Genomic DNA, 15,051 nt, shown 5'->3' on the forward strand with positions numbered 1-15,051 from the left:
TCAGGCGCTCTGGGTGGCGGCAGCCGGCACGCGGCGCTCGGCAAGGCGGCGGTAGCGGCGGTCGGCGGCGGCACAGATGCCGCCCACGCCCATCAGCGTGCACCCCAGCCAGATCCAGCTGATGAAGGGCTTGTGATAGAGGCTGACGATCCAGCTGCCATCCTCCAGTTCGTCGCCCAGCGATACATAGACGTCGCGGAAGGGGCCGATGTCGAGGGAAGCCTCGGTCATCGGCATCTGCTGGGCGAGGTAGAGGCGCTTCTCCGGAGTCAGCGTGGCGATCTGGCGCTCGCCGCGGGCGACCTCGATGGTGGCACGCGCGGCAAGGTAGTTCGGGCCCGGTGCATCGACCACGCCACGGAAGGTGAAGGTATAGCCCGCCAGGCGCGCGGTCTGGCCGTCCTTCATGCGGACGTCGAGCTCGGATTCGAGGCTGCCGACCATGGTAACGCCGATGATGAACACCCCCACGCCGAGGTGGGCCAGCCACATTCCCCACCACGCCGCCGGAATGCCGCGCAGGCGCACGCCGGCCCCAGCGGCGGCCCCGGGACGCTCGGCGACGCGGGCGCGGAGGAGCTGCACACTGCCGATCAGCACCCAGGCCGCCAGCGCCAGGCCGAGCACGGTACGCCAGGTGAAATTGCCTACCACCACCGCCAGTCCGACGCCCAGCAGCACGCTGACGATGGCGCCGGGCGCCAGGCGACGGACGATGCGGGCACTGTCGTCGTTCTTCCAGCGCACGAAGGGGCCGATCACCATCAGTACGACCACCGGCACCATCAGCGGCACGAAGACGGCCTCGAAGTACGGCGGGCCGACGGAGATCTTGCCCATGTTGAGGGCATCGAGGAAGAGCGGGTAGAGGGTGCCGAGCAGCACCGCGCCGGTGACCACCGCGAACAGCACGTTGTTGCCCAGCAGCGTCGATTCGCGCGACATCAGCGCAAAGCTGCCGCCACCGGTGAGCCTGGGCGCGCGCCAGGCGAACAGGGTCAGCGAGATGCCGATGACCAGTACCAGCAACACCAGGATGTAGAGCCCGCGCGCCGGATCGGTGGCAAAGGCATGTACCGAGGTGATCACCCCGGAGCGCACCAGGAAGGTGCCAAGAAGCGACATCGAGAACGCGCTGATGGCGAGCAGCACCGTCCAGTTGCGGAACGCGCCGCGCTTCTCGGTGACCGCCAGCGAGTGGATCAGCGCGGTGCCGAGCAGCCAGGGCATGAAGGAAGCGTTCTCCACCGGATCCCAGAACCACCAGCCGCCCCAGCCCAGTTCGTAGTAGGCCCAGCCGGAGCCGACCGCGATGCCGGCGGTGAGGAAGACCCAGGCTGCCGTGGTCCACGGCCGCGACCAGCGCGCCCAGGCGGCATCGAGGCGGCCGCTGAGCAGCGCCGCGATGGCAAAGGCGAAGGCCACCGAAAAACCCACGTAGCCCATGTAGAGCAGCGGTGGGTGGATGATCATGCCCGGATCCTGCAGCAGAGGGTTGAGGTCGCGCCCTTCCGCGGCGGCCGGCAGCAGGCGGGTGAAGGGGTTGGAGGTGAACAGGGTGAATGACACGAAGCCCGCACTGATCGCCCCCAGCACGCCCAGCACGCGGGCCATGAAGGCCTCTGGCAGGTCACGGCTGAAGATGGTCACCGCCACCGTCCACAGCGACAGCGAGGCCGCCCACAGCAGCAGCGAACCTTCATGATTGCCCCACACCCCGGTGATCTTGTAGATCAGCGGGGTGGCGGTATGCGAATTGACCGCCGCCAGACGCACCGTGAAGTCGCTGGTGACGAAGGCCCAGGTCAGGCAGCCGTAGGCGAAGAGCAGGAAGAACAGCTGCGCCTGCGCCGCCGGGCGCCCCACCGCCATCAGCGCATAGCGGTTCTGCTGCGCGCCGACGAGCGGCACCACGGCCTGCACACAGGCCAGCACGAGGGCCAGGATGAGGGCGAAATGCCCGAGCTCGGCAATCATTGCTGCACCGTCTGGGCGGCTTTGTGGGCTTGGTCGATGGCGTACTGGGCCTCCACCGGCATGTAGTTCTCGTCGTGCTTGGCGAGCACCTCGGTGGCGCGGAAGTGGCCCCCGGCATCAAGCATGCCCTGCACCACCGCGCCCTTGCCCTCCTGGAAGAGGTCCGGCAGGGTACCGCGATAGGTAACGGGAATGACCTTGGCGGTGTCGGTGATGGCAAAGCTCACCGTCAGGCCGTCGGCCTCGCGGCGGATCGAGCCCTCCTCGACCATGCCGCCGATACGGAAGGCTCGGCCGGTGGGAGCCTTGCCCTCATAGACCTCGCTAGGCGTGTGGAAGAACACCAGGTTCTGCTGGAAGGCGGTGAGCACCAGGGCCACCGCCGCCACCAGCAGGGCAACGCCACCGCCAACCAGCAGCAGCCGCTTGTTACGGGCTTTCATTCATTCGACTCCATTCTTGCCAAGCGCCCGCCGCCAGCGCAGCAGGCGGGTCACGGTGTCCTTCCGACGGCGGATCACCAGCACGAGTTCCGCCACGATCAGCGCCGCGGTGACGCCATAGCTGCCCCACACGAAGGGCGCCGCGCCGCCCATGTGCCAGAACGCGGCCCACGATTCCCACTGCATCAGCGCGCCCTCCCTTCGGCTTCCAGCACCTCACCCACCCATTCGGTATGGCGCTCGCGCTCGAGGATCAGCGCGCGCACCCGCCACAGCGCCACCGCAATCGCGTACATCCACGCCGCGAGGGCCATCACCAGCATCCCGGCGAGCATGGTGGTGGCCATTGACGGCGCCTTGGTGAGGCTCACCGAGGCACCCTGGTGCAGGGTGTTCCACCACTGCACGGAGAAGTAGATGATGGGCACGTTGACCGCACCCACCAGCGCGATGATGGCCCCGGCGCGGTCGGCGCGGCGCGGATCCTCGATGGCGCGGGTGAGCGCGATGAAGCCGAAATAGAGGAACAGCAGCAGCAGCTGCGAGGTCAGGCGCGCGTCCCACACCCAGTAGGTGCCCCAGGTCGGCTTGCCCCACAGCGCGCCGGTCCACAGCGCGAGGAAACAGAACATCGCGCCGGTCGGCGCCAGCGCCTGGCACATGATGAAGGACAGGCGGGTGTTGAGCACCAGGCCCACGGCCGCCCAGAAGGCCATCACCAGATAGATCAGCATCGACATCCACGCCGCCGGGACGTGGATGAAGATCACCCGGTACACCTCGCCCTGCTGGAAGTCGGTGGGGGCGACGAAGAAGCCGATGTACAGCCCGATCGCCGTCAGCACCGCCGCGGCCTGCGCAAACCACGGCGCCAGCGTGCCGGCGAGCGGGTAGAACTGCTGGGGCGCGGCGAAGCGCAGGATGCCTTCGGGGTTGCGCGTCACGGCGCGGGAGGGTGTCGTCATGCCTCGATTCATTCCATCGCAATTCGCAGGGCTGCGGCGCAGGCCCACGGTGCCAGCGCCAGCGCACCGGCGAGACCGCCGCCAAGGAGCAGCAGGTGGGCCGCGGCACCGCTGCCGCCGAGCCAGGCCTCCACCGCCCCGGCACCGAAGATCAGCACCGGCACGTAGAGCGGCAGCACCAGCAGCGCCAGCAGCATGCCACCGCCGCGCACGCCAAGGGTGAGCGCCGCCCCCACCGCGCCGAGCAGGGCGAGAATGGGGGTGCCGAGCGCCAGACTGAGGGTGAGCACCGGCAAGGCGCCTTCTTCAATGTCAAACAGCAGGGCCAGCGCCGGGGCGGCAAGCACCAGCGGCAGCCCGGTGGTCAGCCAGAAGGCGCAGATTTTCGCCAGCACCCACAGTACCGCCGGCTCACTAGACAGGAGAAGCTGCTCAAGGGTTCCGTCGGCGTGATCCTGGGCGAACAGACGGTGCAGCGCCAGCAGGCTGGCGAGCAACGCCGCCACCCACAGCACGCCGGGGGCGATGGCGCGCAGCTGGTTGGTCTCGGCGCCGACACCGAAGGGGAACAGGCACACCACGACAACGAAGAAGGCCAGCGTCACCAGCAGATCGGCACGCCCCCGCCAGGCCAGCAGGAGGTCGCGGCGCAGCACCGCAAGGAAGGCGCTCAGCATGCGTAGCGCCCCACGTCGAGCACGTCCGGCGGTTGCGCGAACGGCGCCTCCTGATGGGTGGTGAGCACCACCATGCCACCCGCCGCACAGTGAGCGCCAAGGGTGCCGGCAAGATCGGCGACGGCATGGACGTCGAGCGCGGTGAAGGGCTCGTCGAGCACCCACAGCGGGCGCGCCGAAGCCAGAAAGAGGCGCGCCAGCCCGACGCGGCGGCGCTGCCCCTGGGAGAGCACGCGCGCCGGCAGATCAAGCTGGGCACCCAGACCGATGCGCTCCAGCGCACGCACGCAGGCGGCTTCGTCGACCTCTTCATCGCCCGCTGCGGCACAGGCAAAACGCAGGTTCTCCAGCGCACTGAGCATGTCGTTGAGCGCCGCGGCGTGGCCGAGGTAGAACAGCGCACGGTGGAAGTTCTCGCGCTCGCGGCGCAGCGGCACGCCGCACCAGCTCACGGTGCCGGCCTCGGGCTCGGTAAGCCCGGTGAGCAGGCGCAGCAGGCTGGTCTTGCCGACCCCGTTGGGACCGGCGACGCGCAGCATGGCGCCCGGCGCCAGACGCAGGGCGAGGCCGCGGAACAGCAGGCGGTCGCCCTTCAGGCAGGCGAGATCGGTGACTTCGAGCATGGGAGGGGATTGAACCACAGCGCAGCCAGCGCAGGAAGTACCGCCATTGCCGCGCCCACCGCCGGCCGTCGCCTGCGGGCCGCTGCCGGCCCGCAGGCAGTGTTACCTACTGCTGCGTTGACGGCGGATGGAAGACATCGGGCGTCACCGCCGGACGTTCCAGGCCGATGTCCTGCTCGATGGGCGGCAGCGAGTGGGCGATGCCCTTGTGACAATCGATGCAGGTCTTGCCCTCGGCCAGCCCGCTCTGGTGGGCCTGGTTGGAACGGCGTCCCTGCACCGAGTAGTCGAAGTACTCAAAACTGTGGCAGTTGCGGCATTCCTGCGAGTTGTTGGCACGCATCCGCCGCCATTCGTTCTCGGCCAGGCGCAGACGGTGGGCCTCGAATTTCTCCGGCGTGTCGATGGTGCCCATGACCTTGCCGTAGAGCTCGCGGGTTGCCTGGATCTTGCGGATCATCTTCGGCACCCATTCACGCGGCACGTGGCAGTCCGAGCAGATCGCCCGCACGCCGGTGCGGTTCTGGTAGTGGATGGTGTTGCGGTATTCCTCGTACACGTTGTCGCGCATTTCGTGGCAGGAGATGCAGAACTGCTCCGTATTGGTCCACTCCATCACGGTGTTGAAGCCGCCCCAGAAGATGATGCCAGCGGTAAAGGCCACCGCGATGGTGCCCAGCCCCAGTGCCCGCAGCTTCTGCCACAGGCTCTTCTTGTTGTCGTCGCTCATGTCGTTCCCCGCTTGGTCTCAGCGCACGCCGGTAGCCGGACGGAAGGTGTTCTCCACCAGCGGACGGGCATCGGTCTGCGGCACGTGGCACTGCAGGCAGAAGTAGCGCCGCGGAGAGATGTTGGAGAGTTCGCCGCCGTCACGATCCTTGAAGTGGGTCAGGCTGACCTTGGTGGCACCGGCCTCCAGGTAACGCGTCCAGGAGTGGCAGTCCATGCACTTGTTGAAGTTGACGGTGACCTCGTAGCCCTCGACCTTGTGCGGCACCAGCGGCGGTTGCTGCACGTAGTCGCGCGGGATGGGCGGGCTGTCGGGCAACTGGCGGAAGTTGCCGGGTGCCGGCTCGGGCGCCGAGACATCGACACCGCGCACCGACGAGACGGTTTGCGCCAGAGGGGCACCGGCAGCGCCGAGGCCAAGGGATGCAATCAGTGCCAGCACGAGATTACGGGTCTTGCGGTTCATGACTCGCTCCTGTCAAATCGGGTCGTAATGCGAAACACGTCCTTGCTGCACACGTCGACACAGCGGCCGCAGGTGGTGCAGTTGGGGTCGAGAATGAGGGGGTGGTCCTGCCCCGCCGCCTTCAGCGCCGGGCGGATCACCTGGGGCTCGGGACATACTGCGAAGCAGTCCATGCAGTCGTCGCACAGGCGGCGCTTGTCGGCGCTCACTCGCGCCAGGGCGACGCGGCCGAGGAGGCTGTAGCAGGCCCCCATCGGGCACAGGTGGCCACACCAGCCGCGGCTGGCGATGAAGAGGTCGTAGAGAAAGACCGCCAGCACGATGCCCCATGCCAGCCCGAAGCCGAAGATCAGCCCGCGGTGCAGCATGGAGACCGGATTGACCCATTCCCAGGCCAGCGTGCCGGTCACCGCCGCGGCCACCAGCACGAAGGCGAGCAGCCAGTAGCGGGTGTGCGCGGAGGGCTTCTTGCCCCCCTTCAGGCCGAGGCGGCGGCGCAGCCAGGCGGCGGCATCGGTCACCAGGTTGACCGGGCACACCCATGAACAGAAGGTGCGCCCACCGACGAGGAGGTAGAAGGCCAGCACGATGCCGCCGCCGAGCAGGGCTTCGCGATACGGCCACTGGCCGGCGGCGAGCATCTGCGCGAGGAGGAAGACATCGGTGAGGGGAAGGATCTCCAGTGTCAGGCTGGAGGACAGGTTGCCCTTGACGATCCACACCCCGAACCACGGCCCGATCAGGAACACTGCGAGGATGCCGAACTGGGTGAGGCGGCGGGCCAGCAGCCACTTGCTGGCGCGCCACCAGCCTTTCTCGCGCACCGCGTCGACGCCCGGGCGCTGCACGGTGGCGCGCACCGCGGTGGCGCGCGTGGATATCGGTTGCGGGGCGGCGCTCACGGCTTCCATCCCGAGTCGAGGCCGCCGGGCGCGTACGGACGGGTGTCGCCGGCGGGCGGCGGGGCGTCGGGACGCAGGCGGGTGTCGCCATAGGCCTGGCCTTCCATGCCGCGCACCGGCAGTTCGACCTGGTCGCCGATCAGCGAACGTCCGTGCGCCTCGCGCTCCACCCAGCCCTTGAGGTAATGCTCGGCCGTGGAGCCCTTGGCGAGGTGGGTGGGCAGCACCTTGATGGCCGACTCACCCGGCAGCACGCAGGCCTGCTCGCACTTTCCGCAGCCGGTGCAGTGATCGGAATGCACGGTAGGCAGGAACATCGCGTGGCGGTCGGAGCGCGGGTTGTGGATCATCTCCAGGGTGATCGCCTTGTCGATCACCGGGCAGACGCGATAGCACACGTCGCAGCGCAGGCCGAGGTAGTTGAGGCAGGTTTCCTGGTCGATGAGCACCGCCAGCCCCATGCGCGCCTCTTCGATGTCGGTCAGCGCACGGTCGAGCGCCCCGGTCGGACAGGCGGGGACACAGGGGATGTCCTCGCACATCTCGCAGGGGATGCTGCGGGCGTTGAAGCAGGGCGTGCCGACGGGCACGCCGTCGCCGAGCTGGGCGAGTTTGAGGGTGTCGTACGGACAGTCGCGCACGCACAACCCGCAGCGCACACAGGCGGCGAGGAAGTCCGCTTCCGGCAGCGCGCCGGGCGGACGCAGCGCGGTGGCCGGCAGGGCACCGGCCTGGCGGGCATGGAGGCCAACGCCCAGTGCGAGCAGGCCAGCGCCCCCGGCCACGCCCGCCGCATCCTTCAGGAAGCGGCGGCGGGGCAGGGCTTGAGGCTCTCCGGCACGCTGGTCTGCTTGGTCGCTCATGGCTCAAATCACTTCTGTCGGCAGGTCCCTGCCCCTCAAGGGGAAGGACAGGAACTCTGCGATCTGCCGCTGGCACTGCATCCTCCCTCCCCTTCAAGGGGAGGGCCGGGGTGGGGATGGGTTACGGGTTACAGGCGGGGCTCGCCTGGAGTCGAGTCAATCCTGATGGAAACCCATCCCCCTCCCGGCCTCCCCCTTGCAGGGGGAGGAGAATTCGGTGCCCCCCGGGGGGGGCGATGGCATTTACGCCCTCATCACCTTCACCGGGCACTTCTTGAAGTCGGTTTCCTTGGAGATCGGGCAGGTGGCGTCCTCGATCAGCTTGTTGACCAGGCGCCCTTCGTCGAAGAAGGGGACGAAGATCAGCCCCTGCGGCGGCTTGTTGCGCCCGCGGGTCTCCAGGCGGGCGACGATCTCCCCACGCTTGGAAGCCACCTTCACCGACATGCCACGCTGCAGCCCGCGCCTGCTGGCATCCTCCGGGTGCATGAAGACCTGCGCTTCGGGCACCGAGCGGTGCAGTTCGGGCACGCGGCGGGTCATCGAGCCGGTGTGCCAGTGTTCCAGCACGCGGCCGGTGCACATCCACAGGTCGTACTCGCCACCGGGCTTGTCGTGGGGCTCCTGGTAGGGCAGCGCAAAAATCGTCGCGCGCCCGTCGGGGTGGCCATAGAAGTTCCAGCCCTCGCCGGCCTTGACATAGGGGTCGTAGCCTTCCTTGTAGCGCCACAGGGTTTCCTTGCCATCGACCACCGGCCAGCGCAGGCCGCGCGCACGGTGATAGTCGTCGAAGTAGGCGAGGTCGTGATACTTGCCGCGGGTGAAGCGGGCGTACTCCTCGAACAGGCCCTTCTGCAGGTAAAAGCCCAGCTCGCGGGATTCGTCGTTCATGTAGCCCGCCCAGGCATGGGCGTTGACCTTGGCGACTTCGCTCAGCGGGTACTTGTTGACCTCGCCGTTGGCGTAGAGCACGTCGTACAGGGTCTTGCCACGCACCGAGGGCTTCTTGGCGATCAGCTCGGCGGGCCACACCTCCTCGACCTTGAAGCGCTTGGCAAACTCGATGTACTGCCAGAGGTCGGACTTCGCCTCACCTGGCGCCCTGACCTGCTGGCGCCAGAACTGCCCGCGGCGTTCGGCATTGCCGAAAGCACCTTCCTTCTCCGTCCACATGGCGGAGGGCAGGATCAGGTCGGCCGAAAGTGCAGAGACGGTGGGATAGACATCCGACACCACGACAAAGGTCTCCGGGTTGCGCCAGCCGGGATAGATCTCCTCGTTGACGTTGGGGCCGGCCTGCATGTTGTTGGTGGTGGAGGTCCAGTAGCACTTGAGCACGCCGTCCTTGAGCGCGCGGCTCTGCGCCACGGCATGCAGCCCGACCCAGTCGGGGATGGTGCCTTCCGGCAGTTGCCAGATGTTCTCGGCAAATTCACGGTGCTTGGGATTGGTCACCACCATGTCGGCGGGCAGGCGGTGGGCAAAGGTGCCGACCTCCCGCGCGGTGCCGCAGGCCGAGGGTTGCCCGGTGAGCGAGAAGGGGCTGTTGCCGGGCTCGGAGATCTTGCCCACCAGCAGGTGGACGTTGTAGATCATGTTGTTCACCCAGGTGCCACGGGTGTGCTGGTTGAAGCCCATGGTCCAGAAGGAGGTCACCTTCCTGTTGGGGTCCGCATAGAGCTCGGCCATGCGGCGCAGGCGGTCGGCAGGCACACGCGACAGCCTGGAGACCTTCTCCAGGGTGTAGTCGGAAACGTACTTGGCGAACTCGTCAAAGCTCATTTCCTTGGCTGCACCCGGGTTGCCCTTGGGCTTGCCGTCGGCGCCCGGGTAGCCGTTGCTGGTGGCCTTGGCTTCGAGCGGGTGGTTGGGGCGCAGACCGAAGCCGATGTCGCCCTCGCCCATGGCGAACTTGACGTGCTTGGCAACAAAGTCGCGATTGACCTTGTTGTTGGAGATGATGTGGTGGCAGATGTAGTTGAGGATCGCCAGATCGGTGTGCGGCTCGAAGATCATCGGGTTGTCGGCGAGCTCGTAGGAACGGTGCTCGAAGGTCGACAGCACGTGCACTTCACAGCCGTTGTGGGTGAGGCGGCGGTCGGTGATGCGGCTCCACAGGATGGGGTGCATCTCGGCCATGTTGCTGCCCCACAGCACGAAGGCATCGGCGTTTTCGATGTCGTCGTAGCAGCCCATCGGCTCGTCCATGCCGAAGGTGCGCATGAACCCGGCCACCGCGGAGGCCATGCAGTGGCGCGCGTTGGGGTCGATGTTGTTGGTGCGGAATCCGGCCTTGTGGAGCTTGGAGGCGGCATAGCCTTCCCATACCGTCCATTGGCCGGAGCCGAACATGCCGACCGAGCGCGGGCCGTGCTCCTTGAGCGCGGCCTTCCACTTCTCGGCCATGATGTCGAAGGCCTGCGTCCAGCTCACCGGGGAGAACTCGCCGTTCTTGTCGTACTTGCCGCCCTTCATGCGCAGCAGGGGACGGGTAAGGCGGTCCTCGCCATACATGATCTTGGACAGGAAGTAGCCCTTGATGCAGTTCAGACCGCGGTTGACCGGCGAATCCGGGTCACCCTGGGTGGCCACCACGCGGTCGTTCTGCACCCCGACCAGCACCGAACAGCCTACGCCGCAGAAGCGGCACGCGGCCTTGTCCCAGCGCACCCGGGTGGACGAATTGCCCGCCTGCTGCGCCTGTGCCACCACCGGAATGCCGCCGATGCCCGCCGTTGCCGCCGCGGCCGCAACCGCGTTGGACTTGATGAATGCGCGTCGATCCATGTTCGTCATGCCTCCTGTAATTCCTGCAATTCCAGACCTTCATCGGTGTATTCGTAGGCCAGGGTCACGCTCAGGGCATGCTTGGCCATGGTCACTGCCAGTATCGAATCCGCCGTGGAGTAGCCTTCGCCATCCTCCACGGTGACCACCAGGTGACCGCTGTCGACACAGCGCGCATGGACTTCGGCACCGGGAATGCCGCGATAGAGCTCCTCCAGCGCGCCGAAATGCTCGGGCTTGGCTCGCACCACCAGACTTGCGATGTTCATCAGACACTCTCCATTGCAATCGCCCGCGTCGGGCAAGGGCCCACACAGGCACCGCAGCCGGTGCACGCCTCCGCGTCGACCACCGGCAGGACAACCCCACCGACACGCGGACGGAAACGGATCGCCGACCCCTCACAGCATTCCCCGCACACCCGGCACTCGACGCCGTGCAGCGCCAGGCAGCCCTGTCCGATCACGGCCTTGAGTGCCCACGGCTGCGCGGCAGCGGCGGGCGACAAGGCCTGCGGGATGCATTGCTCGACGCAACGCGCACAGAAGCTGCAGGCCGCGCGGGAGAAGTCGACCACCGGATAACCCCCCTCGGCGGGGCGCAGCACGCCGGTGGGACAGGCCTCCACACAGGCATCGCAGCGCGTGCAGCGGGCGACGAACGCCGCCTCCGGCAAGGCCCAGGGCGGGCGCCGGGGGGCGTTCAGTTCAGTGCGGGAACGAGCGCGCAGAAAGGCTCTGCGCGACAGGGAAACGGACTCCACGGCCAACCCCATGCTGTTGATGGGGTCATCGTGCGCCCGCCTCCGGGGGGTGGTCATTGACTGCGGTCAAGTTGAGAAATGCTCTCAAATTGCCCGCAAGCGGGCGCAACTCAGCCGCTGCGCGCCTGCGCCACCGCCCACACCGCCGCTTCGACCCGCGAACGCAGGCCGAGCTTGCGCAGGATGTGCTTGACGTGAACCTTCACGGTGCCTTCGGCGATGTCGAGCTCGCGGGCGATGAGCTTGTTCGACAGGCCTCCGGCGATGCGCTCGAGGATGCGCTGCTCCTGCTCGGTGAGGCCGGCCTCGCCGACCGTCTCCGGGCGCCGCTCGGCGCGCAGCGCCGCAGCCAGCAGGTGAGTGAGCTTGTCGGCCACCACCACGTGTCCGACGGCAATGCTGGCGAGCGAGGCGAGCATCTGCTCGGGCTCCATGTCCTTGAGCAGATAGCCGTCGGCGCCACCGCGCAGGGCGGCGACGAGATCGTCACCGTGGTCGGAGACGGTGATCATCACCACCCGTGTGTCGATGCCGGCGGCGCGGACGCCGCGCAGCACCTGCAGACCGCCGATGTCCCTCATGTTGAGGTCGAGCAGCAGCAGGTCGGGGTGCAGCTCACAGGCCATCGCCAGACCCTCCTCGCCGCTGGCGGCCTCGCCGACGAGGTGGAAGTCCGGCAGCGTCTGCAGGAGCTGGGCCAGACCCTTGCGGAACAGGGGATGGTCGTCGACGATGACGACGCGCTGGGGGGGTTCGCTCATCTAAAACTCACAGTGTGTGCAGGCGCCGCCGCAGCGGGCGGCGCACTGACCGTATCGACCGGGAAACGCAGGGCCACCCGGGTACCGCCACCGGGACGCTCGCCGACGACGAGTTCGCCGTCGAGGCCGCGCGCACGTTCGCGCATGATCGCCATACCGTAGTGGTGCTGGCCGTCCGCGGGGGCGTCGCCAATGCCGACGCCGTCGTCGTCCACGGTCACCACCAGCATCTTGCCATCCTCGCAGCGCATGCGCACCCAGGCGTGGCTGGCGGCGGCATGGCGCAGCATGTTGGAGAGTGCCTCGCGGATGACGTGAAGGACGTGGATCTCCTGGTTGGGGGTGAGGTGGCAGACCCCCAGCGCAACGTCGAGGTCCACCGCAACGTCACCGCGCGCGGCGAACTCTTCGACGGTGTTGTCCAGCAGCGCGGTGAAGTCGCCCTCCATCTTGAGCCGGAAGGACACCAGCAGCTCACGCAACTGGCGGTAGGTGGCGGTGATGGCCTCGCGCAGGTCGCCGAGCACCACCGCGGCCTGCGCCGCCCGCGCCGGATCCTTCAGCAGGGGCTGCAGCAGGCTGGCCTGGATCTTCATGTAGGCCAGCGACTGGGCAAGCGAGTCGTGCAGCTCGCGGGCGATGATGGAGCGCTCCTCCTGCAGCGCCAGCAGGCGTTCCTGCTCGGTACGGCGGGCCATGCCGAGCGCCATGCCGATATGGCGCGAGAGCGCTTCGAGGAGCTGGCGCTGCCAGTCCTCCAGGCGGCGGCCCGGCGGCAGCGCCAGGCGCAGCATGCCGTAGCTGCGGTCCGCGTCGCTGAGCGGCACGCGCAGCAGATCGTAGCCCCCTTCGCTGACGTAGGTCCACGGCGCCGCGGCACCGCGGCAATGCGCACAGGCCTCGTCGTCGGCGCGCTCGGGGCAGTTGCCGATGCTGCTCGCCAGCACCACCGCAGGGCCGTCGTGCTTGGGGCGCAGGCAGGCAAAACTGCCCTCGAGATCGAGGATCTGCTCGATGTCTCTGAGCGTGGCGGTGTAGGTGGCCGCAGCGGAGGGCGCGTGGTAGAGGCGGGCGATGGCGTGATAGAGCAGCTCCAGCGAGCGGTTGGTGCGCTGCAGTTCGGCGGTCTTGAGCTGCACACGGCGTTCGAGATCGCGGTAGAGCTTGCTGATCTCGTCAGCCATGTGATTGAACGCCGCCCCCGCCCGCCCCAGCTCGTCACGTCCGGTATGACGCACACGGGCATCGAGGTCGCCGCGCGAAAAACGCGCCGAACTGCCGACGAGGTCGGCCAGCGGCCGGTACACGGCGCGGTGCAGCAGCCACAAGGCCGCGGCCACCACCAGCACGGCAAGCACGATGGCCACGGTGAGGGTGGTGCGCAGACGGCCGATGCTGGCCTCGGTATCGTGTTCGAGCACCGCCACCAGCGTGTTGAGCTGGTCGACGAAGGCATCCACCTCGCTCAGCAGGTGTTCATGGAACTCCGGCGGCGGCATCACGCCGGCGCGTCCGCCGGCCTCCTCGAACAGTGGCCGCAGACGCAACCGCCAGGCCGCGTCCACACCACGATAGGTGGCGGCAAAAACGCTGTCCGGGGAGCGCTGCATGACCCGCAGCAGCGCCGGATGGGCGAGGTGGACTTCGAAATGCTCGATGGCCGCGGCCACCCGGGGCTGGGCTTCGCGCCCGTGCAGCGCATCGGCAACCACCAGGCTGGCGGTACGGTGGGTGAGGCGGCGCAGGCTGCCGGCAACGTTGATGGCGCTGCCGCTGCCCTGCACCGCCTCGGCCACCACCACCGAGGCGCTCATGCCGGCAAGGCTGATCGCGGTCACCGCCAGCATCGCCAGCCCGACCAGCAGCAGTATGGAACGTCTGGCCAGCGCATCGCGGATGCGGCTCATCATCTTCCTCCGTGGTACGTCCGCGGGACTGGGGGCAAGAGAGGTATGTCTACGCCCTCGGCAAGGCCGTCTGCCGCCCTGAACGAAGTGTCATCCACTGTATTTTCAATGACATGGCAAAAACGTCTGATACCTCCAAAGAGGTATCACGCCGCATTTCCGCGCTGTCCGCCCTGCATCCGGCCGGCGCTGCGCTGTCTAGACTACCGGGAATGCAACGCTTCGCGCAGTCCCGCAGGAGGATCATCACATGCCCCACACAGCCCTCGCCATCGCCGACACCCTTGCCACCCTGCCGCCTTTCGGCACCCTGCCGCCCGCGGCGCTCGACGAGCTGGCCGCCGGCAGCCGCGTCGTGCATTACGCCCGCCACCAGACCATCAGCCAGGAGGGGCGCGCCAGCGAGGGCATGTACGTGGTGGTCGAAGGCGAGGTGAAGTGCTTCCTGCTCTCCCCCGGCGGCGCCGAGAAGATCATCCTGCTCGCCGGCCGCGGCAACAGCTTCGGCGAGGAGGCCGCCCTCCTTGGCCGCTCTCAGCCGGTGACCACCGAGGCCACCCGCGACAGCACCGTGGTGGTGATCGGCTGTGGCGCCCTGCGCCGGGCGATGGCGGCCTGTCCGGCGCTTAACGCCGCGCTGCTGGGCAATCTATCGACGCGCATGTACGAGCTCATCGAGAACCTCCAGCAGTGCGTGCAGCGCACCAGCACCCAGCGCGTCGCCCACTACCTCGCGCGCCTGGCACCGGAGAGCGCGGGACACTGCGAGATCCGCCTGGATACCGACAAGCAGACCATTGCCGCGCAGCTCAACCTGACCCCGGAAACCCTTTCGCGGGTACTCGGCCGCCTCACCCGCGCGGGGGTCATCCGCCCCAATGGCCGGCGCGGCATGACGCTCACCGACGTGCGCATGCTGCGCAGCTGCGCCGCCGGCTGAAGCGCCGCCGCAGCCTTCTATTAACTCGGCAATGAAATAGTCACTACCATTCGCCGTGAGCGAGGTAAGCCCCGCCGTGGGCGCGGCAAAGCGAACGCAGGAAACGGGTACTCCGTTCGCCCTGAGATTCTATGGTTCTGGTCAAGCACGAGAGAGCCTGTCTGGGTCGAACTGCGTTTGAGTGCGGAACAGGGCGAACGCCGTGCGCAGCAATCGTCTGGCCAGGCAGACCAGGGCGGCGGTGGTCG

16 protein-coding genes are annotated in these 15,051 nt (G+C 67.8%); 1 reads left to right on the top strand and 15 read right to left on the bottom strand.

Annotated features, from left to right (window positions below; all coding sequences use genetic code 11):
* The 15 genes from C8261_RS16340 to C8261_RS16410 all read right to left on the bottom strand — a co-directional run bounded on the left by C8261_RS16340 (position 1) and on the right by C8261_RS16410 (position 13,863).
* Positions 1-1,977 carry a heme lyase CcmF/NrfE family subunit gene (locus C8261_RS16340; protein WP_107494798.1) on the bottom strand — a complete coding sequence of 659 codons (1,977 nt, stop codon included), beginning with the start codon at positions 1,975-1,977 and terminating at the stop codon, positions 1-3.
* The gene (gene ccmE, locus C8261_RS16345; protein WP_107494799.1) at positions 1,974-2,420 is read right to left on the bottom strand and encodes a cytochrome c maturation protein CcmE; all 447 of its coding nucleotides are present in this window, start codon (positions 2,418-2,420) and stop codon (positions 1,974-1,976) included. The genes C8261_RS16340 and ccmE overlap by 4 nt, the downstream gene beginning before the upstream one ends.
* Entirely contained in the window at positions 2,421-2,606 is a 186-nt protein-coding gene (gene ccmD, locus C8261_RS16350) for a heme exporter protein CcmD (protein ID WP_107494800.1), read from the bottom strand. It lies immediately after the preceding gene.
* Entirely contained in the window at positions 2,606-3,385 is a 780-nt protein-coding gene (ccmC, locus tag C8261_RS16355; RefSeq protein ID WP_107494801.1) for a heme ABC transporter permease CcmC, read from the bottom strand. The genes ccmD and ccmC overlap by 1 nt, the downstream gene beginning before the upstream one ends.
* 8 nt (positions 3,386-3,393) lie before the next feature.
* Positions 3,394-4,062, bottom strand: coding sequence for a heme exporter protein CcmB (gene ccmB, locus C8261_RS16360; RefSeq protein WP_107494802.1), 669 nt, complete (start codon positions 4,060-4,062; stop codon positions 3,394-3,396).
* Positions 4,056-4,685 (bottom strand): cytochrome c biogenesis heme-transporting ATPase CcmA, encoded by a 630-nt coding sequence (gene ccmA, locus C8261_RS16365; protein WP_107494803.1) that lies wholly within the window; start codon positions 4,683-4,685, stop codon positions 4,056-4,058. Before ccmA ends, ccmB begins: the two co-directional genes overlap by 7 nt.
* Before the next feature lie 106 nt (positions 4,686-4,791).
* Entirely contained in the window at positions 4,792-5,415 is a 624-nt protein-coding gene (locus tag C8261_RS16370) for a NapC/NirT family cytochrome c (protein WP_107494804.1), read from the bottom strand.
* A gap of 18 nt (positions 5,416-5,433) precedes the next feature.
* The gene (locus C8261_RS16375; RefSeq protein WP_107494805.1) at positions 5,434-5,880 is read right to left on the bottom strand and encodes a nitrate reductase cytochrome c-type subunit; all 447 of its coding nucleotides are present in this window, start codon (positions 5,878-5,880) and stop codon (positions 5,434-5,436) included.
* Positions 5,877-6,782 (bottom strand): quinol dehydrogenase ferredoxin subunit NapH, encoded by a 906-nt coding sequence (gene napH, locus C8261_RS16380; protein ID WP_235864956.1) that lies wholly within the window; start codon positions 6,780-6,782, stop codon positions 5,877-5,879. Before napH ends, C8261_RS16375 begins: the two co-directional genes overlap by 4 nt.
* Entirely contained in the window at positions 6,779-7,645 is an 867-nt protein-coding gene (gene napG, locus C8261_RS16385) for a ferredoxin-type protein NapG (RefSeq protein WP_107494807.1), read from the bottom strand. Before napG ends, napH begins: the two co-directional genes overlap by 4 nt.
* Before the next feature lie 243 nt (positions 7,646-7,888).
* Positions 7,889-10,432, bottom strand: coding sequence for a nitrate reductase catalytic subunit NapA (gene napA / locus C8261_RS16390; RefSeq protein WP_181358977.1), 2,544 nt, complete (start codon positions 10,430-10,432; stop codon positions 7,889-7,891).
* 5 nt (positions 10,433-10,437) lie between these two features.
* Positions 10,438-10,701 (bottom strand): chaperone NapD, encoded by a 264-nt coding sequence (locus C8261_RS16395; protein WP_107494809.1) that lies wholly within the window; start codon positions 10,699-10,701, stop codon positions 10,438-10,440.
* Positions 10,701-11,252: a ferredoxin-type protein NapF gene (gene napF, locus C8261_RS16400; RefSeq protein ID WP_328588089.1), complete on the bottom strand. Its 552-nt coding sequence runs from the start codon at positions 11,250-11,252 to the stop codon at positions 10,701-10,703. Before napF ends, C8261_RS16395 begins: the two co-directional genes overlap by 1 nt.
* 53 nt (positions 11,253-11,305) lie before the next feature.
* Positions 11,306-11,956, bottom strand: a complete 651-nt coding sequence (narL, locus tag C8261_RS16405; protein ID WP_107494810.1) for a two-component system response regulator NarL — start codon at positions 11,954-11,956, stop codon at positions 11,306-11,308.
* Positions 11,953-13,863, bottom strand: coding sequence for an ATP-binding protein (locus C8261_RS16410; protein WP_235864957.1), 1,911 nt, complete (start codon positions 13,861-13,863; stop codon positions 11,953-11,955). The genes narL and C8261_RS16410 overlap by 4 nt, the downstream gene beginning before the upstream one ends.
* Positions 13,864-14,113: 250 nt before the next feature.
* Here C8261_RS16410 and C8261_RS16415 point away from each other — a divergent pair, with 250 nt between their 5' ends.
* Positions 14,114-14,803 (top strand): Crp/Fnr family transcriptional regulator, encoded by a 690-nt coding sequence (locus C8261_RS16415; RefSeq protein WP_107494812.1) that lies wholly within the window; start codon positions 14,114-14,116, stop codon positions 14,801-14,803.
* The last annotated feature ends 248 nt before the right edge of the window (positions 14,804-15,051 follow it).

Origin of the sequence: Pseudothauera lacus (assembly GCF_003034845.1) — a bacterium.
Lineage (GTDB): Bacteria > Pseudomonadota > Gammaproteobacteria > Burkholderiales > Rhodocyclaceae > Pseudothauera > Pseudothauera lacus.